The organism is Clostridium sp. CM038, assembly GCF_055081105.1.
On the sequence record NZ_CM143651.1, the window covers coordinates 959361 to 984327 of the forward strand.

Sequence of the window (24967 nt, forward strand, 5' to 3'; positions counted from 1 at the left end):
ATCATTACCTGCTTAGCTGTTTCAGGTTGTTAATATAATAATATTATATTATTCGGTAATACTATCAATATAATGTTATTATATTGATAAGAAATGTAGTTAATAGAATTATAAAAAAATACGTATTTATGTTATAATTAATTAGTATCTATATGGTAACTAAAGTTCATAAAAGTATCTACTTGCAAAAAATGAGTAAACGGTCTAAAATAATAGAAGAATATAAAAATATGATGATATTTATGGTATATCCTAAGGGGAAAGGTTGAGATGATGATTTTTAAAAGACTTATGATTGAAGATAAGAATGTATTTGAAAAATTTATATATCCATATAAATTTTTAAGTTGTGAATATTCTTTTACAACTTTATATATATGGAGAGAAGCTTGTGATGTTTGTTTTACTATTTATAAAGGTGCTCTAATAATAAAAAAGAAGGATTTCGAAGGAAGATATTATTTTATGCAACCTTTGGGATATAGTAAAGAAAATCTTAAAGAAATAATAGATGCATTAAAAGAATACAAAACAGAAAACAATATGGAATACTTATTTAAAGATCTTGATGAGGGTGTTATGGAGGAGATAAGGGATATATATGATGATGCTCATGGTATCTGTATCAAGGAAGATAGAGATAACTTTGATTATTTATATGAAGCAGAAAAGCTTATAAAGCTTTCGGGTAAGAAGCTTCATGGGAAAAAAAATCATTATAATTCCTTTATAAAGAAGTATAACTATGAAGTTAAAGACATTAAAGGGGAAGAAGTAGTAAATGACGTAATAGTAGCTGCAGAAAAATGGTATGCAGGTAATAATGATGATGATGTACTTTATTACGAATTACAGGGGATAAAAGACATCGTAAAAGATATGGGAATTTTTAATAATAAAGGGATAGCTGTTTATGTAGATGAAAAGATTGTAGCGTTTAGTTTGGGAGAAAAATTAAATGATGATTTGGCAGTGATTCATATAGAAAAGGCAGATACAAAGTATAGCGGAGTCTATAGCTTTATTAACAAAACGTTTGTTGATACGAGTTTTAGTGATGTTAAGATAATCAATAGGGAACAGGACCTAGGAATCGTAGGCCTTAGAAAATCTAAATTATCCTATCATCCTTTTAAATTAGAAAAAAAATATATTTTTAATTTTGGTAATGCTTAAGGATATTTCAGCATCGCGGGTGATGGTTTAATAGAGTAGAATAGACTAGCGTACAGCTAGTCTATTTTTTGAAGAGTACATATAATCAATTCCAAATTAAAGCTGAGGAAAGGTGATAGAGTGAAAAATCTTTTGGTTGGAAAAAAAATAAAACTTACGTCTATAAACGAAGAAGATATTTTGGAACTTAAAAAGTGGCATAATGATGTGTCCTTCATGCGTAATTATGATGTAATAAGCGCAATTCCTAAAAACATGGAAGAGGTAAAGGAGATAATAAGAGAGGCAAAAGAATGTAATAGAGCTTATATTTTTGCTGTTAAAGACAGTGAACAGGAAGAAATTATTGGTATTACAGGATTTGAAAATATATCTTGGAATAATGGAACTGCATTAATATATATAGGAATAGGGGAAGAAAAATATAGGGGACAAGGGCACGGAAAAGAAGCTCTTAAATTAACTATAGAGTTTGGATTTGAGGAACTAAATTTTCATAGAATATATCTTACTGTGCTTGAATACAATGAACCTGCAATAAAGCTATATGAGAAATTAGGGTTTAAAAGAGAAGGGGTCTATAGGGAATTTATTCACAGAGATGGTAGACGGTATGATATGTATTTGTATGGAATACTGAGACCTGAGTGGGAAGAGGCCTCAAAGGGAAAGTAAATATAATATATAAATAGGGGTGTCTCAAAATGATTGAAAAATCATTTCAAGAGGCACCTCCTTTTCATTACTATTTTTAGAACTAATTTTGATATTTCAGTCCTAAGTTTTAAGATGCGTTTTTTTTATACTGGAGAAAAGAACAGGTTTATATAGGCATAGTTCAGCTGGGATGTGTATATAATACTGTATAAGCGAAAGTGACAAGTTGCAAATTAAGGTAATTTTGCATTAGGGCAAAATAAAATAAGTATTGTCTTTAATGGTCTTTCTGCATCAGCAGATAAGCTTCATTCATTTGTCACTTTTAAATTGTCACTGAATAATGGGGAGTGTGGTAAATTGAACATTTTGAAGGTTGGGGATAAAACTAAAATAGGTGCTGCTATTCTAAGTATTATTATAGCACTTGGGGTTGGTGGTCTCAGTGGATTTTTAAGCATGGATAATATGAAAGATTATGAGGGATTTGCAAAACCGGTGTTTTCACCGCCAGGGTGGGTGTTTCCAATTGTATGGACAATTCTATATATACTAATGGGACTTGCAGCATATAGGGTATGGGAACAAGGGAAACAAGGTCAAGATGTTAAAAAAGCTCTGGTTTTATATGCACTGCAATTATTTCTGAATTTTTTATGGCCTATAATATTTTTCGAATTCAGATTATATGGACTTGCTTTTGTGGAGTTGTTGGTGCTATTAATTTTTATTTTGCTTACAACTTTTGAATTTTTTAGAATTGACAGGACAGCAGGATATCTAATGCTACCTTATATCGTATGGGTTTCTTTTGCAGGTATTCTTAATTTTGCAATTTGGTCTTTAAATAGCTAAAAATCAATGTGACAATGATAATGATTGAGTAGCTAAAACTATAAACAAATTTATACTTAATAATTTAAATTAATACTTTTTAGCATTGAAATTAAAATATTGATGCTAAGAAGCTTTTTTTATACTTAAAACTTGAACATTTATTTCAATAGAGTTTATAATAAGGGAAGTGTATTAAGCGTATTAAGTGTATTAATATTTGGGAGTGATAATTTGAAGAGAAGCGAAAAAATATATGAGTATATTGCTGAAAAAACAGAAAAATTTAATCGTGAAAACTTAGAGGAAAAAATCGGTTTTAGCACAGCTGAAATATCTCAGAGTTTAGATATTTTAAGAAATAACGTAAGTATGGAATTAAATGAATTGCTTAGACAGGATAGAATAATAAAAATAAAATCTAGACCTGTGTTATACGTTGATAATGCTTGTTTAGAAAGGATTTTGAATAAAAAATTGCCAGCTGGGCCAATAGAAGTAAAAAAATTAAATGAGTTATTATTGGGAAAAAATGAAAATAGTCAGGAAGAATGTCCTTTTGATAAACTTATTGGAGCACAAACTAGTCTTAAAAATCAAATTGAACAGGCAAAAGCTGCAATACTTTATCCTCCAAATGGTTTGCACACATTAATTGTTGGTCAAACAGGAGTTGGTAAAACCTTGTTTGCAAATATGATGTACAAACAAGCAAAGTATTCGAAAAAATTGGATGAAAAATCACCATTTATAGTATTTAATTGTGCTGATTATTATAACAATCCTCAACTTTTAACCTCACATCTGTTTGGACATATTAAAGGAGCATACACCGGTGCTGATAGCGAAAAGGCTGGAATTGTTGAAAAAGCAGATAGCGGTATATTATTTCTAGATGAAATACACAGATTACCACCAGAAGGACAGGAAATGTTGTTTTATTTTATGGATACAGGTATGTTTAATAGATTAGGTGAGACAGAGAGAAACAGAAAATCCTGCGTTTTAATAATTGGAGCCACTACGGAGGATCCCAATTCATCACTACTAAAGACATTTGTAAGAAGAATACCAATAATTATAACTATTCCTAGCTTTGATAAAAGGACAGCCAGTGATAAAGTTGATTTTATCAAATTTTTATTAGCCAATGAGGCACATAGAGTAAGCAAAGTAATAAAAATTGAAGATAAAGCAGTTAAGGCAATTATTGGAAGTGCGTCTAATGGGAATATTGGTAAGATGAAATCAAATATTCAACTTATTTGCGCTAAGGGTTTTTTAAATAGTATCAATAATAAGGATTTTATAGAAATAGATTTTAATTCGTTGCCTTCAGATATTAAAAGCGGATTATTTTATCTAAGTGGCAAACGTAAAGAAATGGAAGAAATATCTGGCTATTTAGATTCGCAACTAATAGTTACTCCAGAAGGTCACAGTGTATTAATTGAAAAAGATCCTTATGATCCACCTTTTAATTTATACAAGATAATAGAAGATAAGGCAGCCTTTTTGAAAAAAGGAGGTGCAGATGAGGAGTATATAAACAATTTTATTACAACTGATATTAATGTGCATATTAAATCCTTTTATAACAAGGTTAAAAATGATGAGGATGGTAGAAGTAAAATATTAAAAATAGTAGATGAAGATATTCTTGAATTTTCAGAAGAAATAATGGACATGATTGAAAAAAAGCTTGATAAAACACTAACGGATAGATTTTTATATGCATTAAGTCTACATTTAAGTTCATTTTTAAACAGATTAAGTAATCATCAAAATCTTAAGTATAAAAATATAGAAGGTATAATAGATGATAAACGCACAGAATTCAATATTGCAGTAGACGTAAAGGGAATGGTTGAAAAAAAATATATTGTGGTTGTCCCAAAGATTGAAGTTATATATCTTACATTGTTAATCAGTTCTATTATGGAGGAACAAACAAATCAGCATGTGGCAATAATTGTAGCGGCACATGGAAGCAGCACAGCAAGTAGTATGGTTAATGTGGCAAAGCAGCTTCTAGGGGAGGGTGTAATCGAAGCAATAGATATGCCATTAGAAGTTAGTCCTACTCAAACTTTAGATGAAATTATTGAAAAGGTTAGGGAAATAGACATGGGTAAGGGGGTTCTATTACTTGTGGATATGGGTTCACTTGTTAACTTTGAGTCTATAATAATGGAAAAAACAGATATAAAGGTTAAGACACTAGATATGGTTACCACCTCATTAGTATTAGAAGCCATAAGGAAAGCAACTATTTTAGATATGAATTTAAATACCTTATATAATTCTCTAAAGCAATTTAGAGGGTCTTCAAAGATTGAGGAAGAAGAGAAAGTGATTAATGAAGATGATGCAAATAAGAAAAGGGCAATAATAACAATATGCTCCACAGGTGAGGGGACTGCAGTAAAGCTAAAAGGACTTGTGGAGAACATTGTTAGAAGTACAGATGAAAAAGAAATTGAAATTTTACCAATAAGCATAAAAGACATAAAAAGGAAAATGATAAAAATAAAAAATAACTATAGTATTATAGCCTCTGTAGGTATTTTAAATCCTAAAATTGAAGCTCCGTTTATCTCCCTCGAAGAGTTAATTAGTGGTTATGGTGAAAATATTTTAATAAGTATAATACAGAGAAAAGACTTTAAAATTGAAAAAGGCCATGAAAATACAGTAGTTAAGGATTTATGTAAAGACAGCTTAAATCAATTTTTAACTTATTTAAATCCTTCTAAAATAATAAGTGTATTGTATCAATTTGTAAGTCTTTTAGAAGAAAACACAAAAATAAGCTTTAACAATGCAACCAAAATAAGAATAATGGTGCATGTAGGTTGTGCACTAGAAAGAATGATAATAAAGGATGGGTTAAAGTACAAGAGGGAAAAAGCTAAGATAAATTCACACTTGGTAGAGATTATTACAGGGGCAAATAAAGTATTTAAAGATGCAATAAACATAAGTTTAACTCAAGATGAAATATTATTTATAGCAGAAATGATAGAATAGGAGATAATATACTGATACACTTCTCTTTTGATACACTTTTTATCAGCCGAAAATTAAAATTAGTATTGAAACTATAGAAGAAGTGTATCAAAATAAAAAAATAAAAAATATTAAAATAAAAAATGGCTATTTTAAAAGATTTAACGACATTTGAGAATGAAAGTCTCCCACTTCTATAAGTGGGAGTTAACTACCCTATCAAGAACAAGACTTCAGTGGGAGTATAAATCTCCTTCCGAAGTCGTAAATGCATCTCCTGCGAAGATGTTGCAGCTCCGCAGGAGATGATTTAACACAAACATAAAAAACAATACACTATTTTGGCGCGACAATTGCTATATATAATAGTGTGACAACTTAGGTGAAAGTGCTGATTAGGAGGATGATTTATAATGAATATAGTGTTAGCAAGAATTGATGACAGATTAATACATGGTCAAGTAGCAACAATTTGGTCAAAAGACACAAAATGTCAAAGAATAATTGTATGTAATGATGATGTAACAAAGGACTCAATTAGAAAGACACTTTTGGAGCAAGTTGGACCTCCAGGAATTAAATCAAGCATTGTAGGAATTGATGAGGCAATAAGGGTTTATAATAATCCAAAATACCAAGATGATAGAGTGCTATTTCTATTCACTAATCCAACTGATGTTGTAAGAATGGTTGAAGGTGGAGTAGCCATAAAGAGTGTAAATATTGGTGGTATGTCATTTAAAGATGGAAAGAAACAAATAACTAGTGCAATATCGGTAAATGATACAGATATTGAAGCTTTCAAAAAATTAAATGAAAAAGGCATTGAACTAGAAATAAGAAAAATTTCTTCAGATTCAAAAGTAGATTTAATGTCAAAAATATAAGATTCACCATATTAACTTCTACCCAAATACTATAGTATTAGTGTATCGTACGGGCCAAAGAAACTAATGTTGAATGGGTTTTAGTTGTAAACGTTATGATTGCTTGCGATGAGCTCCAAAAATTTTTGTTAAGCATCTCCACCTGGAGTGAAATCAAATGTCATTACAATTCGTAAATTATTTAAATATATCATAATTATTAATTTTGGTTACAGGTTTTTAAAACTTTTATATAAATTTTACTGTAATAAATAAAAAATTGGAGGTATAAAAGATGGTAGGAATTATTCTTGCTAGTCACGGAGAATTTGCTAAAGGCATCTTGCAATCTGGTGCGATGATTTTCGGAGAACAAGAAAATGTACAAGCTGTTACGTTGATGTCTAGTGAAGGCCCAGATGATGTTAAAGCAAAAATGAAAGATGCAATCGCATCCTTTGACAACCAAGATGAGGTTTTATTCTTAGTTGATCTTTGGGGCGGTACACCATTCAACCAAGCAAATAGTCTATTTGAAGAACACAAAGATAAATGGGCAATCGTAGCTGGTATGAATCTACCAATGGTGATTGAAGCTTATGCTTCACGTTCTTCAATGGAATCCGCACAGGAAATGGCGGCTTATATTTTAAAAGCAGCTAAAGAAGGAGTTAAAGTTAAGCCTGAAGAATTAGAACTGGAAGATAATGGTAAATCTTCTGCAACTTCGGCGGATCAATCGAGTGTAGGTGCACCTGGATCATTCGAATATGTTTTAGCTCGTATTGACTCTCGTTTACTTCATGGACAAGTAGCGACTGCTTGGACAAAAGCTGTGCAACCGACCCGGATTATTGTCGTGTCAGATGCGGTAGCCAAAGATGAGCTTCGTAGGAAATTGATCCAACAGGCTGCTCCTCCGGGTGTTAAAGCTCATGTTGTTCCAATTAATCAAATGATTAAACTTGCAAAAAATGATCAACATTTTGGCGGACAACGTGCATTGCTTCTTTTTGAAAACTCGCAAGATGTACTTAGAGCGGTAGAAGGGGGAGTACCTTTGAAGACAATCAATGTTGGCTCTATGGCTCACTCTCTGGGTAAAGTTCAACCAAACAAAGTACTTGCTTTCAATCAAGAAGATATTGATACCTTCAATAAGCTTAAAGAAGCTGGACTGGATTTTGATGTTCGTAAAGTTCCAAATGATTCAAAAGGAAATATGGACGAAATCCTCAAAAAAGCACAAGTGGAATTAAATAAACTGAAATAATTTATAATTTATAATTTAACTATTTAAATGAAAAAGGGGGATTAATAATCATGGATATAAATATTGTCCAAATGATATTAGTCGTTATCGTGGCATTTATAGCTGGTATGGAAGGTATCTTGGATGAATTTCAATTCCACCAACCAGTAATTGCGTGTACGTTAATCGGCTTAGTTACAGGTAACTTAGTGCCATGCCTAATCTTAGGTGGTACTCTTCAAATGATTGCTTTAGGTTGGGCAAATATCGGTGCTGCCGTAGCACCAGATACAGCGCTAGCATCTGTTGCATCTGCAATTATTCTAGTTCTTGGTGGCCAAGGTACAGCAGGGGTTCCAGCAGCTTACGCTATTGCTGTTCCGCTAGCAGTTGCAGGGCTATTATTAACAATTATTTGTCGTACCATCGCTACAGTGTTTGTACATTTCATGGATGCTGCTGCTAAACAAGGAAATATCAGAAAAGTTGAAATGTGGCATATCATTGCTATTTGTATGCAGGGTGTACGTATTGCAATTCCAGCAGTCTTGATCTTAGCAATTGGTGCTGGTCCGATTCGTTCAGTACTTGAAGCTATGCCTACTTGGTTAACAGGTGGTTTAGCAATTGGTGGTGGAATGGTCGTAGCTGTTGGTTATGCAATGGTAATCAACATGATGGCTACTAAAGAAGTATGGCCATTCTTTGGAATTGGTTTTGTGTTAGCAACTATTTCAGAAATTACACTTATCGGACTAGGGGCAATCGGTGTATGTGTGGCTCTTATTTACTTAAAGCTTACTAAACAAGGCGGCTCAGGTAATGGTGGAAGCTCAAATACTGGTGATCCATTAGGCGATATTATTGACACTTACTAAGAAGGGAGAGAACATGAAAATGGCAAATAAATTAAAATTAACAAAAAAAGATCGTATTTCTGTTTGGTTCCGTTCATTTTTCCTTCAAGGGTCTTGGAACTATGAAAGAATGCAAAACGGTGGTTGGGCATACGCATTGATTCCCGCAATTAAAAAATTATATAAGACTAAAGAAGATCGTGCAGCTGCATTGAAACGTCACTTGGAGTTCTTTAACACTCACCCATATGTAGCTTCACCAGTCATTGGTGTAACATTAGCCTTAGAGGAAGACCGTGCGAATGGTCTACCAATCGATGACATAACTATTCAAGGTGTTAAAGTTGGTATGATGGGACCTTTAGCTGGTATCGGAGATCCAGTTTTCTGGTTTACTGTTAGGCCAATTTTAGGGGCATTAGCGGCTTCTCTTGCTATGAGTGGTAACATCCTTGGACCAATTATCTTTTTCTTCGCTTGGAATATCATCCGTATGTCATTTATGTGGTATACACAAGAGTTTGGTTACAAAGCAGGCTCTCGTATTACCGATGATTTATCAGGTAATTTACTACAAGATGTTACAAAAGGAGCATCCATCCTTGGTATGTTCATTTTGGGATCATTAGTTAACCGATGGGTATCTGTTGTATTTGCACCGACTGTATCAGCCGTTAAGTTAGCTAAGGGTGCCTTTATTGATTGGAGCAGCCTTCCTGCAGGAGCGGAAGGTATTAAACAAGCTATGTTGCAACAATCGGGTGGCTTGTCATTAACTGATGTTAAGGTTACAACATTGCAAAATAACTTGGATTCTTTGATTCCTGGAATTGCAGGATTAGGATTGACATTACTTTGTATGTGGTTGCTTAAGAAGAAAGTATCTCCAATTACAATTATTTTTGGGCTGTTCGCAGTCGGGATTCTTTTCCACTTAATCGGTTTAATGTAATATTTTTACCCAACCTGGGCTTTTGGCCTGGGTTTTTTTATTACTTTCTATGTTAATATTGCAGCGACCCAGGAGATGATTTAATTTTATGTCTAGTAAAACTGTTTTTGACGGTTGTGCTTTGCGGAACTTGATTATTTCATCTTCAGAATGTATATTATATACTATAGTCAACAATCATTGTACAATGATTTATTAATTAATAGAAACAAATGTGTGTATAAATAGAAAAGAGGTAGATCGTATGGTTCAATCACTAAATACAAAGGTGGATCTAGTAATTGATGCAACAGCTTTTACGGGGTTTGCAGATTATGGGAAAATTATGATCGGCGACAAAGGTTTTGAGTTTTATAATTCTCGTGATTCTCGCAAATATATTCAAATTCCTTGGGAAGAGGTTGACTATGTCATTGCGTCCGTATTGCTAAAAGGAAAGTGGATTCCTCGATATGCAATCCAAACGAAGAAAAATGTTACCTATACTTTTTCTTCTAAAGAAGCAAAAAAAGTGCTTCGTGCTGTTCGAAAATATGTTGAGCCAAATCATATGGTTAATTCGTTAAGTTTTTTTGATGTGCTCAAACGAGCGGTGCAGCACCGCAGGTGATGATTTAACTAATTGGCAGTTTTTAATTTACTGTGCAGATATTTATAATTAATGGTAAAATGATATTTGTCGTTTATTTGTACTTTAGGTTAAATATAGATGATAATCATCACATTAAAGGAAGTGTAACAAAGGATGAAATCAAAAAAAAGAAGTATAGTCATTGCATTAATGGTGTCAATGTTCCTTGCAGCTGTAGAGGGAACAGTTGTGACTACTGCGATACCAACAATAGTTAAAGAGCTAAATGGGTTTGAACTTATAAGTTGGGTTTTTTCTGCTTATTTATTGACAACAGCCATTTCTACACCAATATACGGAAAATTAGCTGATTTATATGGAAGAAAAAACATTCTTTCTATTGGAATAATAATTTTTTTAGTTGGGAGCTGTCTTTGTGGGTTATCACAAAACATGTATCAGCTTATAGCTTTTCGTGCAGTTCAAGGAATGGGAGCAGGAGCAATATTTACAGTTACTTATACTATATTGGGTGACATTTTTACTGTTGAAGAAAGGCCAAAGATCCAAGGATGGTTAAGTACAGTATGGGGGATAGCAAGTTTAGCTGGTCCTTTTTTAGGGGGGTTTTTAATAGACAATTTCTCATGGCATTGGATTTTCTTTATAAACCTACCTTTTGGAATAATATCTATAGTGATTTTACAAAGAAATCTAATTGAAACTTTTGAGAAAAAGAAACATAAGATAGATTATGTAGGTGCTTTATTATTTTCAGTTGCAATTATAACGTTTTTACTGGGTAGCTTAGCAGGTGGAAGAAATAATATTATAATAGCTTTAGTAGTTACAATTGCAGTGATGATTGTGTTTTATTATGTGGAAAAAAGAGCGGATGAGCCTATTATACCTTTTGAAATTTTCACAAAAAGTAGCACCATTGTAAATATAATAACATTTTTAGCCGCAGGGATTTTAATAGGAATAGAGGTTTATTTACCTATATATATGCAAAATGTTTTAGGATTTAGTCCTACAGTTGCTGGAGTGTCTATGGCACCTATGTCTATTGCTTGGTTCTTATCTTCATTTGTTTTGTCTAAAGCTATCCCTAAATATGGTGGAAGAATAGTGATTGGCGTATCTACTCTAATTTTGCTTATTAGTTGTGTGTTTTTGTCTACTTTAAGTAGTGAATCTCTATTAGTATCAGTTATAGTTTATGGGTTCATTATGGGATTTGGATTTGGAGGAGCTTTTACTACATTAACAATAATGGTACAAGAGTCAGTGGGATATAACAAAAGAGGCGCAGCTACAGCAGCGAATTCCCTGGTGCGTACACTAGGTCAAACTATAGGCGTAAGTGTTTTTGGAATTATATTAAATATGAATATAATTAAATATTTCAATAATATAGGAAGAAAGGGAATAGAACCTAACAATTTGTATTCTAAGGCAACTTTGAGTAGTGGAGTAAGTTTGCAGCAGATAAAGCAAGCTTTAAATTCAGGGCTTCATGAAGTATTTATAATATTTATCATAATTGCTTTAGCATCATTGGCACTTTCTTTTATATTTGACTCAAAATTAAAAAATAATTCATGTGAACAATAAGTTATTTAATTAATTTTTCTTCAATTTGTTTATCATTAATTTGTTTATTCATAAAATTTTCTAGTAGGGTCTTTATTAAGGCTATAGTGGGAACTCCAAGTAACATTCCTAAAACACCAAAAAAACCTCCCCCAAGAACAATTCCTAGTATTATAAGTAGTGGACTAATCCCAACCTTATCTCCAATAATCTTTGGAGATATGAACCACCCATCAATATTACTTAAGGTTGTAATAAATAGTACCAACTGAACACATTTCATTGGGCTAAAGAATATTGTTATTATAACAGCGGGAACCATCCCTATAATATTTCCAAAATAAGGGATCATATTTGTTACACCTATTACTAAACTAAAAGGTAAAGCGTAAGGTATTTTTAATATCGTAAATCCTATAAAAGTAATAATACCAAAAATAATAGAGTCAATCATTTTCCCAACAAAATATTTCTTAAAAGTAGTGTTAACTATCTTAAAAAAATCAATTATTTTAATAGCAACTGTTTCATTTAAAACAGAATAAACAAATTTTTTAAGATTAAAAATAATAGATTCTTTATCAATCAAGAAGTAAATTGAAATTACGATTCCAGACATTAATTTCATAAAAAAAGAACCCAAACCCATTAGGTAATCAATTATAAGTTGAAAACCGGGGCTAAAATATGCAGATACATCCTTATTAAAAGAACTAAGGTAACTATCTAAGTAAGAAGTAGCATCAAATTTGTTTAGTAGTTCATTTTTAGATAAAAAATTGGTAGACCATTTATACGCTTTATTTGCAAAGTGAGGGATATTATTAAATAAATCAACGGAGCTTTTAATAATATTAGGAGTAACTAAAGTGATTATAAAAATTATTATGCCTATAAATAATGTGTAAATTATGCATATACTATAAATCCTTTTCATTTTTGTTCTCTTTTCAATAAACACCATAAGCGGGTTAAGTAAATAAGCTATGACGAAACCCCAAATAAAATAAGTAAGTAAAGAAAAAAAATTATTTAATATTGAACCTATATTTTCAACGTTGTTTACTATTCTATAAAGTAGAAGGGCAATTATAATAATAGGGACAAGCTGTATATATGGTATCTTTTTATATTTAATCAATGCAATTCCTCCAGTCAATATTTAGCCGCTTGTTATAAGATCAATGTAGTATTATGTAATTGTAATATTGTAGATTAGAAGAAGATGATTGTAGCTTATTTAATTATATCATTCTTAAAACAATTTATTAATATTCATTTTTAAAAAAATTAACGACATATTGCGTAATAATAGTAGGTTACAGAAATAGGTAACACACCTTACAATTTCTGTTTGCAAACATGTGCAATAATGTGCTATAATATAGTTATATTTAAATACTAATGTTATCTTTTAGGTAGTGATGCTGATTTTTTTATTTATTTGTATAAATAATGGATATAACATGGAAATTCAATAAATATATTTATGAAAACATGAAAGACAGCAGGGTAATTCATGTTGTCTTTTAATGTTTGTAATTATATACATTGAATTTTCAGTTACTTGTAGTTAAAAAAATCATATCATTTTAAAGTTCAACACAAATTTTAGTGAAAATTATTAGTGGTAACATATGTACATAAAATAATAAACAGAAAGGCTTTATAAGCCAAGAGGAGCGAATTATTATGGAAGAAATGATTTTAGATGCATTTGAAAGAATTCCAACAAATAAAAGATTTGTAGAGGAAGGTTTTATTGCAGGTGTAATGTATGGCGATGGCGTTAAGGAAGCAACTTCAATAAAGGTTCAAGACGTTGAATTAATAAAGATTCTTAAAAAACATGGTTCTAATGCTAAAATATGGATTAAATACGGAGAAGATAAAAAATTTGGATTTATAAAAGAAATTCAAAGACATCCTGTAACAGCAAAAATTAATCACATAGACGTACAACTTGTTTCTAAAGATCGTGAAATAAAAATGCAATTACCTATTTCTTTCAAGGGAGAAGAGAATGTAGCAGCCAATCTACTTGAGTTGAAGATTTATAAAGCTGAGATAGATGTTGTTGGAAGCATGGGTATATTACCTGATGGAATAAGTATTGATATATCACAAAAAATACTTGGAGATACAATTACAATAAAGGACTTTGATTTAAATAATCAAATAAAAGTTACTGATGATGAAAATCAAATTTACGCAGCTATAGCACAAATGAAAGAAGAAGTGACTGAAGAAGTTACAGCTGAAGCAGTTGTTGCTGAAACTGAAGCTAAATAATAAAATAGTAATTATATAATAATAAAAGGATGAACATGAAAAGTTCATCCTTTTATCTATTATGGATAAAATTTAAAATGTTTTGATGATGAGGTAAGAAAAAGAATATAAGCAAATAGATACTTATTATTGTGAGTAAAATTAGGAGGCTAAAGAATGGCAAATATATTGAGATATTCAAAAAAACAATTAGATAGAACATTAAAAGATTTCGGAAAGAGAGAAAATATAGGTTCTAATGACACATCCGAGTGGATAAGACTAATAAACGATTTTATATATGAATTTGAACTAAAGTCTGAAGTTAATGAAGTAGATAAACTTTCTATAACAACTAGCAAAGGAGAACAAGTGGTAATTGAAAAAATGATGTATGCACTAGAAGGTACAAAAACTTCTTTGAATTACATTTTTGATGGTAATATTACTTATATAGAAGAATAGGTTATTATAACAATAAAATAAATATTAAAGGAAGCCATTTAATTAAATGGCTTCCTTTAAAAAGTATCATATCATCGAAAAATTATTAAATGGAATCTAAAGAACATATAAATAAAAGTTTATTTTGAACTAGTACCTTTATTTGCATAGGATTGATTATTTAGCTTTTTTGTCTCTTCTAAAGCAGCATCACTATTGCTACTACTCATATTAGACATACCAGCACTTGATTGACTATTTAATTGTTTTGTTTCTGCTAAAGTAGAGTCACTAGTGCTGCTAGACATATTTGACATAGCAGAATTTGAAACACCACTAGTACCTTTATTTGAAGCTGATTCATTATTTAATTGAATTGTTTCTTGTAGAGTGGAAGCACTAGTGCTACTAGACATACCAGCATTTGAGTAAGAGCTTGAACCTCCATTAGCTGCTGATTGTTTATTTAATTCTTTTGTTTCTTCTAAATTGTTATTCATAAGTATCTCTCCCTTCTAATATAAAAATTACACTAATCAAGTACAGTATATAGTTTACCCATTTTATCTTAAAATATAGATGAAAATATTGAGAATTTTTACTTGAAATTTTAGGATTGTAAAAATTTTAAGATCTTATTATATATTGTAGCAGCGACGATGTGATATTTAAAAAATAAATCTAAATAGTGAAGTTTATAAGTTATATTGCAATAAATATAATAATCAGTTATACTAAATATAATGATATTTTAACGTATTTTTTTATTTATTAATGTGTAAACGATTCAATAAGACTAATTTCAAAAAGGAGTTTTGCTAAAATGGCTAAATATATAATGGCACTTGATCAAGGTACAACCAGTTCAAGGTGTATTCTATTCAATGAAAGGGGACTTATTGTAACGTCCGCTCAAAAAGAATTTACTCAGATTTTCCCAAAAGGAGGGTGGGTAGAACATGACCCAATGGAGATATGGTCAAGTCAAATTAGCGTTGCAACAGAAGCGATGGCTGAAGTTAATGCTACGGCGTCTGATATAGCAGCAATAGGTATTACAAATCAAAGAGAAACTACTGTAGTTTGGGATAGACGAACGGGAGTTCCGGTATACAATGCAATTGTATGGCAATGTAGAAGAACTGCAGAGACTTGTGATGAATTAACACAAAAAGGATTTGATAAAATTGTTAGAGCTAAAACGGGATTGATTTTAGACGCTTATTTTTCTGGAACAAAAATAAAATGGATATTGGACAATGTAGAAGGCGCTAGAGCAGAAGCTGAAGCAGGAAATTTATTGTTTGGCAATATAGATACTTGGTTAATTTGGAATTTAACAAAAGGAAAAACATATGTAACAGACTATTCTAATGCTTCAAGAACAATGCTATTTAATATTCATGAACTTACATGGGATGACGAAATTTTAGAAACATTGAACATACCAAAATCAATGCTCCCAGAAGTAAAACCTTCAAGTTGTGTATATGGCAACACCGATATTTCATTGTTTGGAGGGGAAATTCCAATTGCTGGAGCGGCTGGAGACCAACAAGCGGCATTATTTGGACAAACTTGCTATTCACCAGGAACAGCCAAAAACACATATGGGACAGGCTGCTTCATGCTTATGAATACAGGAGACAAAGCAATTCAATCTAAACAGGGATTACTTACAACGATTGCTTGGGGAATAGATGGAAAAGTAGAGTATGCTCTTGAGGGTAGTGTATTTATAGCTGGAGCAGCTATACAATGGTTAAGAGATGAGCTACGCATGATTGACAATGCTGCTGATTGCGAAGAATATGCTAATGCGGTAGAAGATACAAATGGAGTATATGTAGTTCCGGCTTTTGTTGGACTTGGAGCACCATATTGGGATCCTTATGCAAGAGGAACAATTGTAGGTCTTACAAGAGGAGCAAAGAAAGAACATTTAATAAGAGCAACTCTCGAAGCGCTTGCTTACCAAACACATGATGTTTTAAAAGCAATGCAAGAAGATTCTGGAATTATACTTACAGAACTTAAAGTAGATGGAGGAGCTTGCAATAACAATTTCTTAATGCAGTTTCAATCTGATATTTTAAACGTTCAAGTAGACAGACCAGAGGTTACTGAAACTACAGCACTCGGTGCGGCTTATCTTGCAGGGCTAGCAGTAGGATATTGGAAGAGCAAAGATGAAGTAGCAAAGCATTGGGCAATATCAAGAAGTTTCAAACCTAGTATGACAGAAGAAAAAAGAAAAGAATTACTTCATGGATGGCATATAGCTGTTAAAAGATCAGGCATAAAACTTGAATAGTAGTAACGAAATATTAATTGTTAATAATAATTTGTTATGCTATTATTAACATATGAAATATAAAAGAATAACCTAACACAGGGGAGTTGGATAGGCCAACTGAGAGAAAGAACTTTAATTCTTTGACCCTATAACCTGATCTGGATAATGCCAGCGTAGGAAGTTGTTTATTGGTGTATTATATATGTATATATTTTTATATATCAAGATAATTTAAACACGAATCCTATGGGTTTGTGTTTTTTGTTTTATAAATAAAATGGATGAATAGTGCCGCAGGTGATGATTTAACATTTAAAAAATAATTATTTTAGGAGGGAATTGATATGAAAAAAGTTTTAACTATAGCAGGTTCTGACAGCTCAGGAGGAGCAGGTGTACAGGCAGATTTAAAAAGCTTAAGTGCGAGTGGCGTATACGGGATGAGTGTAATTACAGCGATAACAGCACAAAATACTATGGGGGTTTTTGCAGTGCAAGACTTGGGCGAAGAAATCATCAAGGCACAAATTGATGCTATTTTTACAGACATAGTTGTAGATGCGGTTAAAATTGGTATGGTTTCTGTGATCTCAACTATTGATGTGATAAGTGAGAAATTAAAACAATACAAGCCTAAAAACGTAGTACTCGATCCCGTAATGATCTCAAAAAGCGGTTATTCACTGTTAAAGCCAGAGTCAAAAACGGCTTTGGTTAAAAAATTAATTCCACTAGCGTCAATTATTACACCTAATGTCCCAGAGGCTGAAGAAATTTTAAAAGAAGTAAATTCAGATATTACGAGCATTGAAACAGTAGTAGATATGGAAAGTGCAGCAAAAGAAATGTACAAGCTAGGATGCAAAAATGTGCTTTTAAAGGGAGGACATATGCAGGGGGAAGCCGTAGATGTGTTTTATGATGGAAGTGAAATTACACATTTTACGTCTGAGAGAATAAATACAAAAAATACTCATGGAACTGGATGTACTTTGTCTTCAGCCATAGCTGCAAATTTGGCGCTTGGCTATAGCATGAAGGATTCAATAAAAAATTCAAAGCAGTATATAACAACTGCTATAAAGCATTCTTTAGATATTGGGCATGGGGTGGGACCTACAAATCATTTCTACGAATTATATAAAAAAGCAGGGATGGCAAATGATTAAGGATAGTGAAAAACTGGATTTTTAGCAGCGAGTTCTGTAAACTTAATAACACAAAGTTTAAGGGGAGTAAATAATGTATTAGTATGTATCATATTTATAGCAGTAGATATTACTTTATAAAACGTTATTTATTACTTGGAGCTACAATGCCCGTTATGATTATTACAGGATTTATATAAACAATAATTTGGAGGATGATGTCAAAATGGAAATTAATAAGAAAATAATTAAATTACTAAACAATTTAAGAGAAAAAACCCCATTGGTGCACCAAATAACAAATTATGTTACCGTTAATGATTGTGCCAATATTACACTAGCAATAGGTGGGTCACCGGTTATGGCGGAGGATATTCATGAAGTTCGCGAGATGGTATCACTTGCATCTTCACTTGTTATAAATATAGGAACATTAAATAGTGTAATTATAGAGGCTATGATTGAGGCAGGAAAGATGGCAAATGAATTAAACATACCTGTTATCTTAGATCCTGTCGGAGTAGGTGCAACAACTTATAGAACAGAAACTTGCAAAAGAATTATAAATGAAGTGAAATTAGCAGTTATTAGAGGGAATTTATCTGAAATAAAAACAATTTATGGTATTAAAACTATAACAAGAGGTGTAGATGCTAGTGAGAGTTTTTCTGTAGATAGTAATGAATTTACAAGAGAGAAAGAAATGGCAAGGAATTTTGCTGTTAAATTTAATACGGTAGTAGTTATAACAGGTGCTGTAGACATTATATCAGATGGTAAGACTCTTTACACCGCATCTAACGGTCATAAAATAATGTCTAGGGTTACAGGTACAGGATGTATGTGTACTTCCGTTATTGGTTGTTATTTAGGCGCTGGAGATAATAATTTAATAGCAGCACTCGCAGGAATTGTTTCAATGGGTATTGCAGGAGAAACAGCTTATGAAAGCTTAGATAAAAATAGCGAAGGATCAGGAACATTTAAAGTGAAAATGCTAGATGCTATTTACAGTTTATCTGAAGCTCTAATAATGGAAAGGAGTAAAATAAATGAAGAATAATGTGAATTATAGCCTTTATCTCGTTACAGATAGAGATGTGTTAGTGGATTTAGATATATTTGCAGCGGTGGAGGAAGCAATAAAAGGCGGGGTTACATTAGTCCAGCTTAGAGAAAAGAGATTAAGTACTTTAGAGTTTTATAATATTGCAGTGAAAATAAAAATTATTACAGATAAATATAAGATTCCCCTAATAATAAACGATAGAATTGATATTGCACAGGCCATAGATGCAGCGGGGGTACACATAGGTCAAAGTGATATGCCAGCGACTATCGCGAGAAGTATAATAGGAGATAATAAGATACTAGGGGTTTCTACTGCAACACTTAAGGAAGCACAAAGGGCAGAAAAACAAGGAGCAGATTATGTGGGTGTTGGGGCGATGTTTCCTACAACTACTAAAGATGATGCAAGTGCAGTTTCAGTATTATGTTTAAAAGAAATAAAAGAAAAAATTTCTATCCCTGTAGTTGCTATTGGTGGAATTAATGAAAAAAATGTAAATTTATTAAAGATAGCAAATATTGATGGAATAGCTGTTGTTTCAGATATTCTTGGGAAAAAATCTGTAAGGTCATCAGCAGAAAGGCTATGTTCTTCCATAAAGCAGAAATAATAGTGGGGGGGATTTATAATGTTTATCAAGCCGACTGGATTCGAAAAGAACCTATCTGGAAACGAGGTAGATAAGGTAATCTATTCAAATATTCCAAGATTAAAGGAAAAAATGCTTTGCATGAACTATTGGACAAAATTGAGTGGCATGAATAAAGATATTATGAATGTACAGGAGATTGAAGCATACAACAAGAGTAGTTTAACAACTGTTGGATCAATTGTGGACTTAGAAAATTACGAAGAATCCTTTAGTATGCAAGAATTAATAAACAAGATAAATACTATTAGCTCTATGCCCAAATATGAAAGATTCCATGCGGATGGGAAATTAGTAGTTCAAGAATATTATAATAAGTTAATAAAGAATTGCAATATTGAAAAATTAATGGACTTATTCGATATCAAATATGCAATAACCATTAGAAAGACTGTGATGAGGACATTCCCAACCTATGATAAAATATTTAAAACTGGAGATAACTATGAATTTGACAGATTTCAGGAGACAGCTGTTTATCCTGTTGAACCAATTGTAATTCTGCTATCAAGTGTGGATAAAAAGTGGTATTTTGCACAGATGTATAATTATTTAGCATGGATACCCGAAAAAGATGTGGCAATATCTAGTAAAGAAGAAATTTTTGATTATCTTAAAACAGAAAATTTCTTAGTAACTACAGGGAAAAGAGTATTTACAAATTATAACCCATTAAATGAGCAATTATCAGAAGTGAAATTTGACATGGGAATTAAAATACCACTTGCAGATATTAAGGAAATAGAAGGTGATATTTATGGTCAAAATTCCGCAGGTAATTATGTGGTTAAGCTTCCAACAAGAGATAATAAGGGAAATGTAGAATTCAAAAAAGCTCTGATTGCAAAAAATGAAGATATCTCATTAGGGTACTTACCTTATACCAGAAAAAATATCATAGTTAATGCCTTTAAATTTTTAGGCGAAAGATATGGATGGGGTGGAATGTTCAATTCTAGAGATTGTGCAAGTTTTATAATGGATGTTTATAGAACTATGGGTATTAAGCTTCCTAGGAATTCAGAGGATCAGGGGAAACTCGCAGTGGGCAATTTCTATGAAATGCCGGAAAATATGACTATGGGAGATAGAGAAAAGTTACTGAATAAATTGAAGCCTGGAACGCCAGTATTTATGAATGGACATACAATGATTTATATAGGTAAAGAAAAAGGTCAATATTATGCTATTCATGATTTTTCAGGCTTTTATAAACCACAGCAGGACGGGAGCTTAAAATATTATAAGGTACGCGAAGTGATGGTTTCTCCATTGTGTATAGTATTATCAGAGGATGGTAAAACATATATTGAAGGATTATACGGAGCTAGAGATTTTGTTAATGTGGATTAATTAGCCTGACCATTTCGGTCCAGCGAAAAGCAAGAGCTCCTCCAATAAATATAGATATACGATATAGTATGAAGTTTATCCATAGTGTTTTGAAATAAGAAGAGCAGAAACATTAGAATTTCTTAATGAAATTTCACGTTTCAATCTCTTATTTCAAGTCACGTAGGAGAAACTTCATAGATTGCACTATTATTTGTTCCTAGAAATTATATCAGCGTGGATTTTACTCCATGCATAATCTAGCGCAGAATCTAAATTATTATTATTCTTACCACCACCTTGTGCTGAAAAGGCACTTCCACCACCTTTGCCGTCTATTAGAGTTATGGCATCTTTTAAAATAGAGCTCATGCTAATTATATTCAAATCCTTAGAGCACATAAATAAAAGATTTGCTTTATCTTGAGATTTTACTCCAAATAAGACTATAACTTTTGGAGAGGATACTAATTTTGTTGCTAACATATTAGTATATTTTAAATCCCCATTATCATAAATGCATTTAAGCATCCTGATATCTTCTATTTTTGGGGCTGCCTCTAACATATTTTGAACTTCGTACTGCGCAACCTCTGACTTTAGGGCCCTTTTTTCAGTAAGTGCTTTATTAAGTTCATCTGAAAGTCGTTCTACAACGGACGAAACTGTAGCATTATTGCAGGAAAAAAGTTTAGACATTTTTTCCATGGATTCATGTTTTAAGGCATAATCAGAAACAGCCCTTTGTCCACATATAAATTCAATTCTTATTCCAGTCTTATACTTTTCAAATTTTGTAACCTTAATTAATTGAACCTCAATAGTTGAACTAGGATGTATACCACAACATGGGTTTATATCAATATCACCTATCTTAACTATTCTTACTTTTTCACCAGCCTTTATTGGGAGTTTTTTAAGCGATAATTTTTTTAGTTCAGAGTTAGTTGGATATAGTACTTCTACTTTAATATTGTCTAATACAATTTTGTTAGCTTTTTTTTCGGCAATTTTAATTTCATTATTGCCAATAACTTTATCAATATCAATAGTTGTAGAATCCGTGCCGAGGTGAAACCCAATAGTAGTTGCATTAAATAGATCAGAAATAGCAGCAGAAAGTATATGCTGCCCTAGATGCTGTTGCATATAGTCAAACCGTTTATCAAAGTCTATGATGCATTTAACCCTATGAATTTTTAAAGGGTTCACGGCAACTACATGATAAATTTTTTCATCTTCTTCATACACATAGGTTACAGCAGCACCATTTATATATCCAGTATCACTTGGTTGACCACCACCTTCAGGGTAAAAATAGGTTTTGTCAAGTTCAACGTGATACTTGTTTTCTTTTTGGATTACGTTTATGACTTCAGCTGTAAATTCTGCTTGATATGGATTTTCGTAATATAACTTTTCCAAAGTTTTGCATCTCCTTTTGCGAGCTAGGCTTCAATAGAATACATGATGTGTTTTTAATCTAATTGTACCATAAAAATATTATGCTACAAAATAATACCGGGTTTTTACTTTGATTTTGTCATAAATTAGTAATAAATTCTAAATTATACAAAGAAAAATCCGAAAAAAAAAGGTTTACACTATATTTTGTAGAATATAATATTTTGAGAATGTTCTAAAAATAAGTCAATTCAGTTATAAAGTTAACGACATTTCAATGGATTTTTAAAGGGGAAATTAAAATGAGTGAATATGTTAATGATAATGTATTACAAGAAACAGATATTGATAAAGTTATTGAGTTATCAAAGGTTTTGTTATTTGAAAATGATAGAAATGCTTTGCATAGCAAGTTAATTAATATAATAAATAGTTATTTTAAAGTTAAAAGGGTATTAATTTTAGAGTGTGTAAATAGAAATTTTGAAGTAGTAATAGAATGGAAAGAGCAGTGTGGTGAAGCAATTTTTTATAATGAAAGAAATATTAAAGACACCTCTAATATATTTAGAGGCATTATAGAAGAAGTCTGTGATTGCAAAAAAGAAAAAGTAATTAATAAAGGTAGTGAAGGTTTTGAAGTTTTTTACCCATTGATTTACAAGGAAGAGTTATTAGAAATTATATACATAGAGAAAAATCTTGAATATAGTAATATGGATTTAAAAATGCTTAAGCTAATTTGCTTTCAGGTTGCGGCTGTTATGGAAAGAATAAGTATAGAAGAGGCTAAAGTTCAGAAAATTGAAAGTGAAGAAGAATATAAAAAGTTATTTGAATTATCTCCTGATGCTATATGTGTGCTCAGCGGTGGGAAAATAGTATTAGCTAATCCTGCGACTGAAGGATTATTCGATGTGAAGGACTCTAAGGATATAATTGGAAGAAGTATTATGGAGTTTGTTCATCTTGATTACATTGATATTGCTAGGAGTAGAATAAATATAATATATGAAGGCGGAATGACGACACCATTTATTGAAGAGAAATTTCTTACAAGTGGTGGGTCTGTTATTGATGTTGAGTTAGGCACAGCTGCTTTTAAGTATAAGGGGGAGCTAGCAGTTTTAATAGTGACTCGCAATATTGACAAAAGAAAAAAGATGGAGAGAAATCTAAGGGAGAGTGAAACACTATTAAGGGAGATAACTGAAAATACTTCTGATATGATTATAAAAACAGATACTGATGGTAGAATTAAATATATTACAGCTGCTCAAAAGGCGATACTTGGGTATGCTACAGATAATGTCATTGAAAGGCACGTTTTTGATTTTGTTTACGGGGATGATAAGAAAAATGTATTAAGGGAAATTAGAAAACTAATTACTTCAACTACAAATGAAAAATTCAAATGTAGATGCTTGCATGCAAATGGAGATATTGTATGGTTAGAGATTTGTGGTAGTAAATTATTAGATGATAATAATAAAGTTAAAGCCTTAATATTGTCATCAAGAGATATTACTAAGCGACTTGAAAACGAAGGGATAATGAAAGAAAATGAGGAAAAGACAAGATTTTTAAATCAAGCAATAAAATATGATAGATTTAGGACGGATTTTTTTGCGAATATATCTCATGAATTAAGAACACCGATCAATGTTATTTCGGGTACGATCCAGCTTATGGAACTTAAATTCAAGGAACTCTTTAATGTAAATGAGGGTAAAAGCAAGGAATATTTAAAAACTATGAAACAAAACTGTTATAGATTAATAAGATTGACTGACAACTTAATAGATGTAACAAAAATAGATGCGGGATATTTTGAAATTCATTTAGGTAATTGTAATATTGTTAGTATTATAGAGGAAATAACTTTGTCTGTAGCTGAGTATGTATCAAATAAAGGAATATCACTTTTATTTGATACAGAAATGGAAGAAAAAATAATAGCTTGTGATAAAGATAAAATAGAAAGAATAATGTTGAATCTCATTTCAAATGCAATAAAATTCACAAATTCAGGTGGAAATATTTTAGTATATATTTTTGAAAAAAAAGATAGTGTTGTTATCTCTGTTAAGGATACAGGTATTGGAATAGAAAAAGAAAAGCAACAATGTATTTTCGAAAGATTTATTCAAGTTGATAAGTCACTTACGAGAAATAGAGAAGGGAGTGGCATAGGATTATCTTTAGTTAAGTCGTTAGTAGAAATGCATGGAGGTAAAATGTTTTTAGAAAGCGAGATTAATATAGGAAGTAAATTTAGTTTTGAACTTCCTATAAAAAAGTTACTAGATATTGAGGAAGTTTTTGTTGATAATAATTTGAGTGTTAATAGTAATATTGAAAAGATTAAGATTGAGTTTTCAGATATATATTAATGTCTACTACCTTAGGGTTATACAGGAAACCGTGCTATAAATAGCATGGTTTTTTTTATAAGCCACCCTGCAAGGTAGGTTTTTTAAGTGAAAATCCTGTAACAGATAGTGGAATTTAAGAATTTGATTATTTTAGGTGATTAGCTTATTATATATATTGGGGTATTAGTATTTAGTGAAATTAATGC

The 24967-nt window shown here is 31.5% G+C and carries 21 protein-coding genes and 1 riboswitch; of the genes, 18 read left to right on the forward strand and 3 right to left on the reverse strand.

The window, feature by feature from the left end; all coding sequences use genetic code 11:
- Positions 1-270: 270 nt before the first annotated feature.
- The 10 genes from ACWJKS_RS04335 to ACWJKS_RS04380 all read left to right on the forward strand — a co-directional run bounded on the left by ACWJKS_RS04335 (position 271) and on the right by ACWJKS_RS04380 (position 11791).
- Positions 271-1176 carry a DUF2156 domain-containing protein gene (locus ACWJKS_RS04335; RefSeq protein ID WP_216302925.1) on the forward strand — a complete coding sequence of 302 codons (906 nt, stop codon included), beginning with the start codon at positions 271-273 and terminating at the stop codon, positions 1174-1176.
- A 120-nt stretch (positions 1177-1296) separates the two neighbouring features.
- Entirely contained in the window at positions 1297-1851 is a 555-nt protein-coding gene (locus ACWJKS_RS04340) for a GNAT family N-acetyltransferase (protein ID WP_462960502.1), read from the forward strand.
- A gap of 342 nt (positions 1852-2193) precedes the next feature.
- Complete coding sequence (locus ACWJKS_RS04345) at positions 2194-2688, forward strand: TspO/MBR family protein (RefSeq protein WP_216302924.1); 495 nt, start codon at positions 2194-2196, stop codon at positions 2686-2688.
- A gap of 213 nt (positions 2689-2901) precedes the next feature.
- Positions 2902-5697: a sigma-54-dependent transcriptional regulator gene (locus tag ACWJKS_RS04350; RefSeq protein ID WP_462960503.1), complete on the forward strand. Its 2796-nt coding sequence runs from the start codon at positions 2902-2904 to the stop codon at positions 5695-5697.
- Positions 5698-6089: 392 nt separating this feature from the next.
- Positions 6090-6563, forward strand: coding sequence for a mannose/fructose/sorbose PTS transporter subunit IIB (locus ACWJKS_RS04355; RefSeq protein ID WP_462960504.1), 474 nt, complete (start codon positions 6090-6092; stop codon positions 6561-6563).
- A 274-nt stretch (positions 6564-6837) separates the two neighbouring features.
- Positions 6838-7815, forward strand: coding sequence for a mannose/fructose/sorbose PTS transporter subunit IIA (locus tag ACWJKS_RS04360; RefSeq protein WP_462960505.1), 978 nt, complete (start codon positions 6838-6840; stop codon positions 7813-7815).
- A 50-nt stretch (positions 7816-7865) separates the two neighbouring features.
- The gene (locus ACWJKS_RS04365) at positions 7866-8672 is read left to right on the forward strand and encodes a PTS mannose/fructose/sorbose transporter subunit IIC (protein ID WP_462960506.1); all 807 of its coding nucleotides are present in this window, start codon (positions 7866-7868) and stop codon (positions 8670-8672) included.
- A 19-nt stretch (positions 8673-8691) separates the two neighbouring features.
- Entirely contained in the window at positions 8692-9603 is a 912-nt protein-coding gene (locus tag ACWJKS_RS04370) for a PTS system mannose/fructose/sorbose family transporter subunit IID (RefSeq protein ID WP_462960507.1), read from the forward strand.
- A 244-nt stretch (positions 9604-9847) separates the two neighbouring features.
- A complete protein-coding gene (locus ACWJKS_RS04375) occupies positions 9848-10213 on the forward strand; it encodes a DUF956 family protein (RefSeq protein ID WP_462960508.1) in 366 nt (121 codons plus the stop codon).
- 135 nt (positions 10214-10348) lie between these two features.
- The gene (locus ACWJKS_RS04380) at positions 10349-11791 is read left to right on the forward strand and encodes an MDR family MFS transporter (RefSeq protein WP_220286501.1); all 1443 of its coding nucleotides are present in this window, start codon (positions 10349-10351) and stop codon (positions 11789-11791) included.
- A 1-nt stretch (position 11792) separates the two neighbouring features.
- Here ACWJKS_RS04380 and ACWJKS_RS04385 read toward each other — a convergent pair whose 3' ends face one another.
- Entirely contained in the window at positions 11793-12911 is a 1119-nt protein-coding gene (locus tag ACWJKS_RS04385) for an AI-2E family transporter (protein ID WP_462954258.1), read from the reverse strand.
- A 551-nt stretch (positions 12912-13462) separates the two neighbouring features.
- On the opposite strand from ACWJKS_RS04385, the gene ACWJKS_RS04390 reads away from it, so the two are divergent.
- Together ACWJKS_RS04390 and ACWJKS_RS04395 are read left to right on the forward strand one after the other, a co-directional pair.
- A complete protein-coding gene (locus tag ACWJKS_RS04390; RefSeq protein WP_216302915.1) occupies positions 13463-14062 on the forward strand; it encodes a 50S ribosomal protein L25 in 600 nt (199 codons plus the stop codon).
- 156 nt (positions 14063-14218) lie between these two features.
- Positions 14219-14506 (forward strand): hypothetical protein, encoded by a 288-nt coding sequence (locus ACWJKS_RS04395; RefSeq protein ID WP_462960509.1) that lies wholly within the window; start codon positions 14219-14221, stop codon positions 14504-14506.
- A gap of 119 nt (positions 14507-14625) precedes the next feature.
- Here the strand turns inward: ACWJKS_RS04395 and ACWJKS_RS04400 are convergent, their stop codons facing one another.
- Positions 14626-14985 (reverse strand): hypothetical protein, encoded by a 360-nt coding sequence (locus ACWJKS_RS04400; protein WP_216302913.1) that lies wholly within the window; start codon positions 14983-14985, stop codon positions 14626-14628.
- Positions 14986-15308: 323 nt separating this feature from the next.
- Between ACWJKS_RS04400 and glpK the strand changes: the two genes are divergently transcribed.
- From glpK to ACWJKS_RS04425, 5 genes are all read left to right on the forward strand, one after another.
- Positions 15309-16799 (forward strand): glycerol kinase GlpK, encoded by a 1491-nt coding sequence (gene glpK, locus ACWJKS_RS04405; protein WP_216302912.1) that lies wholly within the window; start codon positions 15309-15311, stop codon positions 16797-16799.
- Positions 16800-16868: 69 nt separating this feature from the next.
- A riboswitch (TPP riboswitch) is annotated at positions 16869-16979 on the forward strand.
- Positions 16980-17125: 146 nt separating this feature from the next.
- The gene (thiD, locus tag ACWJKS_RS04410) at positions 17126-17950 is read left to right on the forward strand and encodes a bifunctional hydroxymethylpyrimidine kinase/phosphomethylpyrimidine kinase (protein WP_216302911.1); all 825 of its coding nucleotides are present in this window, start codon (positions 17126-17128) and stop codon (positions 17948-17950) included.
- Positions 17951-18155: 205 nt separating this feature from the next.
- A complete protein-coding gene (thiM, locus tag ACWJKS_RS04415) occupies positions 18156-18992 on the forward strand; it encodes a hydroxyethylthiazole kinase (RefSeq protein ID WP_216302910.1) in 837 nt (278 codons plus the stop codon).
- Positions 18982-19611, forward strand: a complete 630-nt coding sequence (thiE, locus tag ACWJKS_RS04420) for a thiamine phosphate synthase (protein ID WP_462960510.1) — start codon at positions 18982-18984, stop codon at positions 19609-19611. The genes thiM and thiE overlap by 11 nt, the downstream gene beginning before the upstream one ends.
- Positions 19612-19629: 18 nt before the next feature.
- On the forward strand, positions 19630-21003 hold the full coding sequence (locus tag ACWJKS_RS04425) for a C40 family peptidase (RefSeq protein WP_462960511.1): 1374 nt from the start codon (positions 19630-19632) through the stop codon (positions 21001-21003).
- 189 nt (positions 21004-21192) lie between these two features.
- On the opposite strand, the gene ACWJKS_RS04430 is transcribed toward ACWJKS_RS04425, so the two are convergent.
- Positions 21193-22407: an alanyl-tRNA editing protein gene (locus ACWJKS_RS04430; RefSeq protein WP_216302907.1), complete on the reverse strand. Its 1215-nt coding sequence runs from the start codon at positions 22405-22407 to the stop codon at positions 21193-21195.
- 281 nt (positions 22408-22688) lie between these two features.
- Here ACWJKS_RS04430 and ACWJKS_RS04435 point away from each other — a divergent pair, with 281 nt between their 5' ends.
- Positions 22689-24779 carry a PAS domain S-box protein gene (locus ACWJKS_RS04435; RefSeq protein WP_462960512.1) on the forward strand — a complete coding sequence of 697 codons (2091 nt, stop codon included), beginning with the start codon at positions 22689-22691 and terminating at the stop codon, positions 24777-24779.
- The last annotated feature ends 188 nt before the right edge of the window (positions 24780-24967 follow it).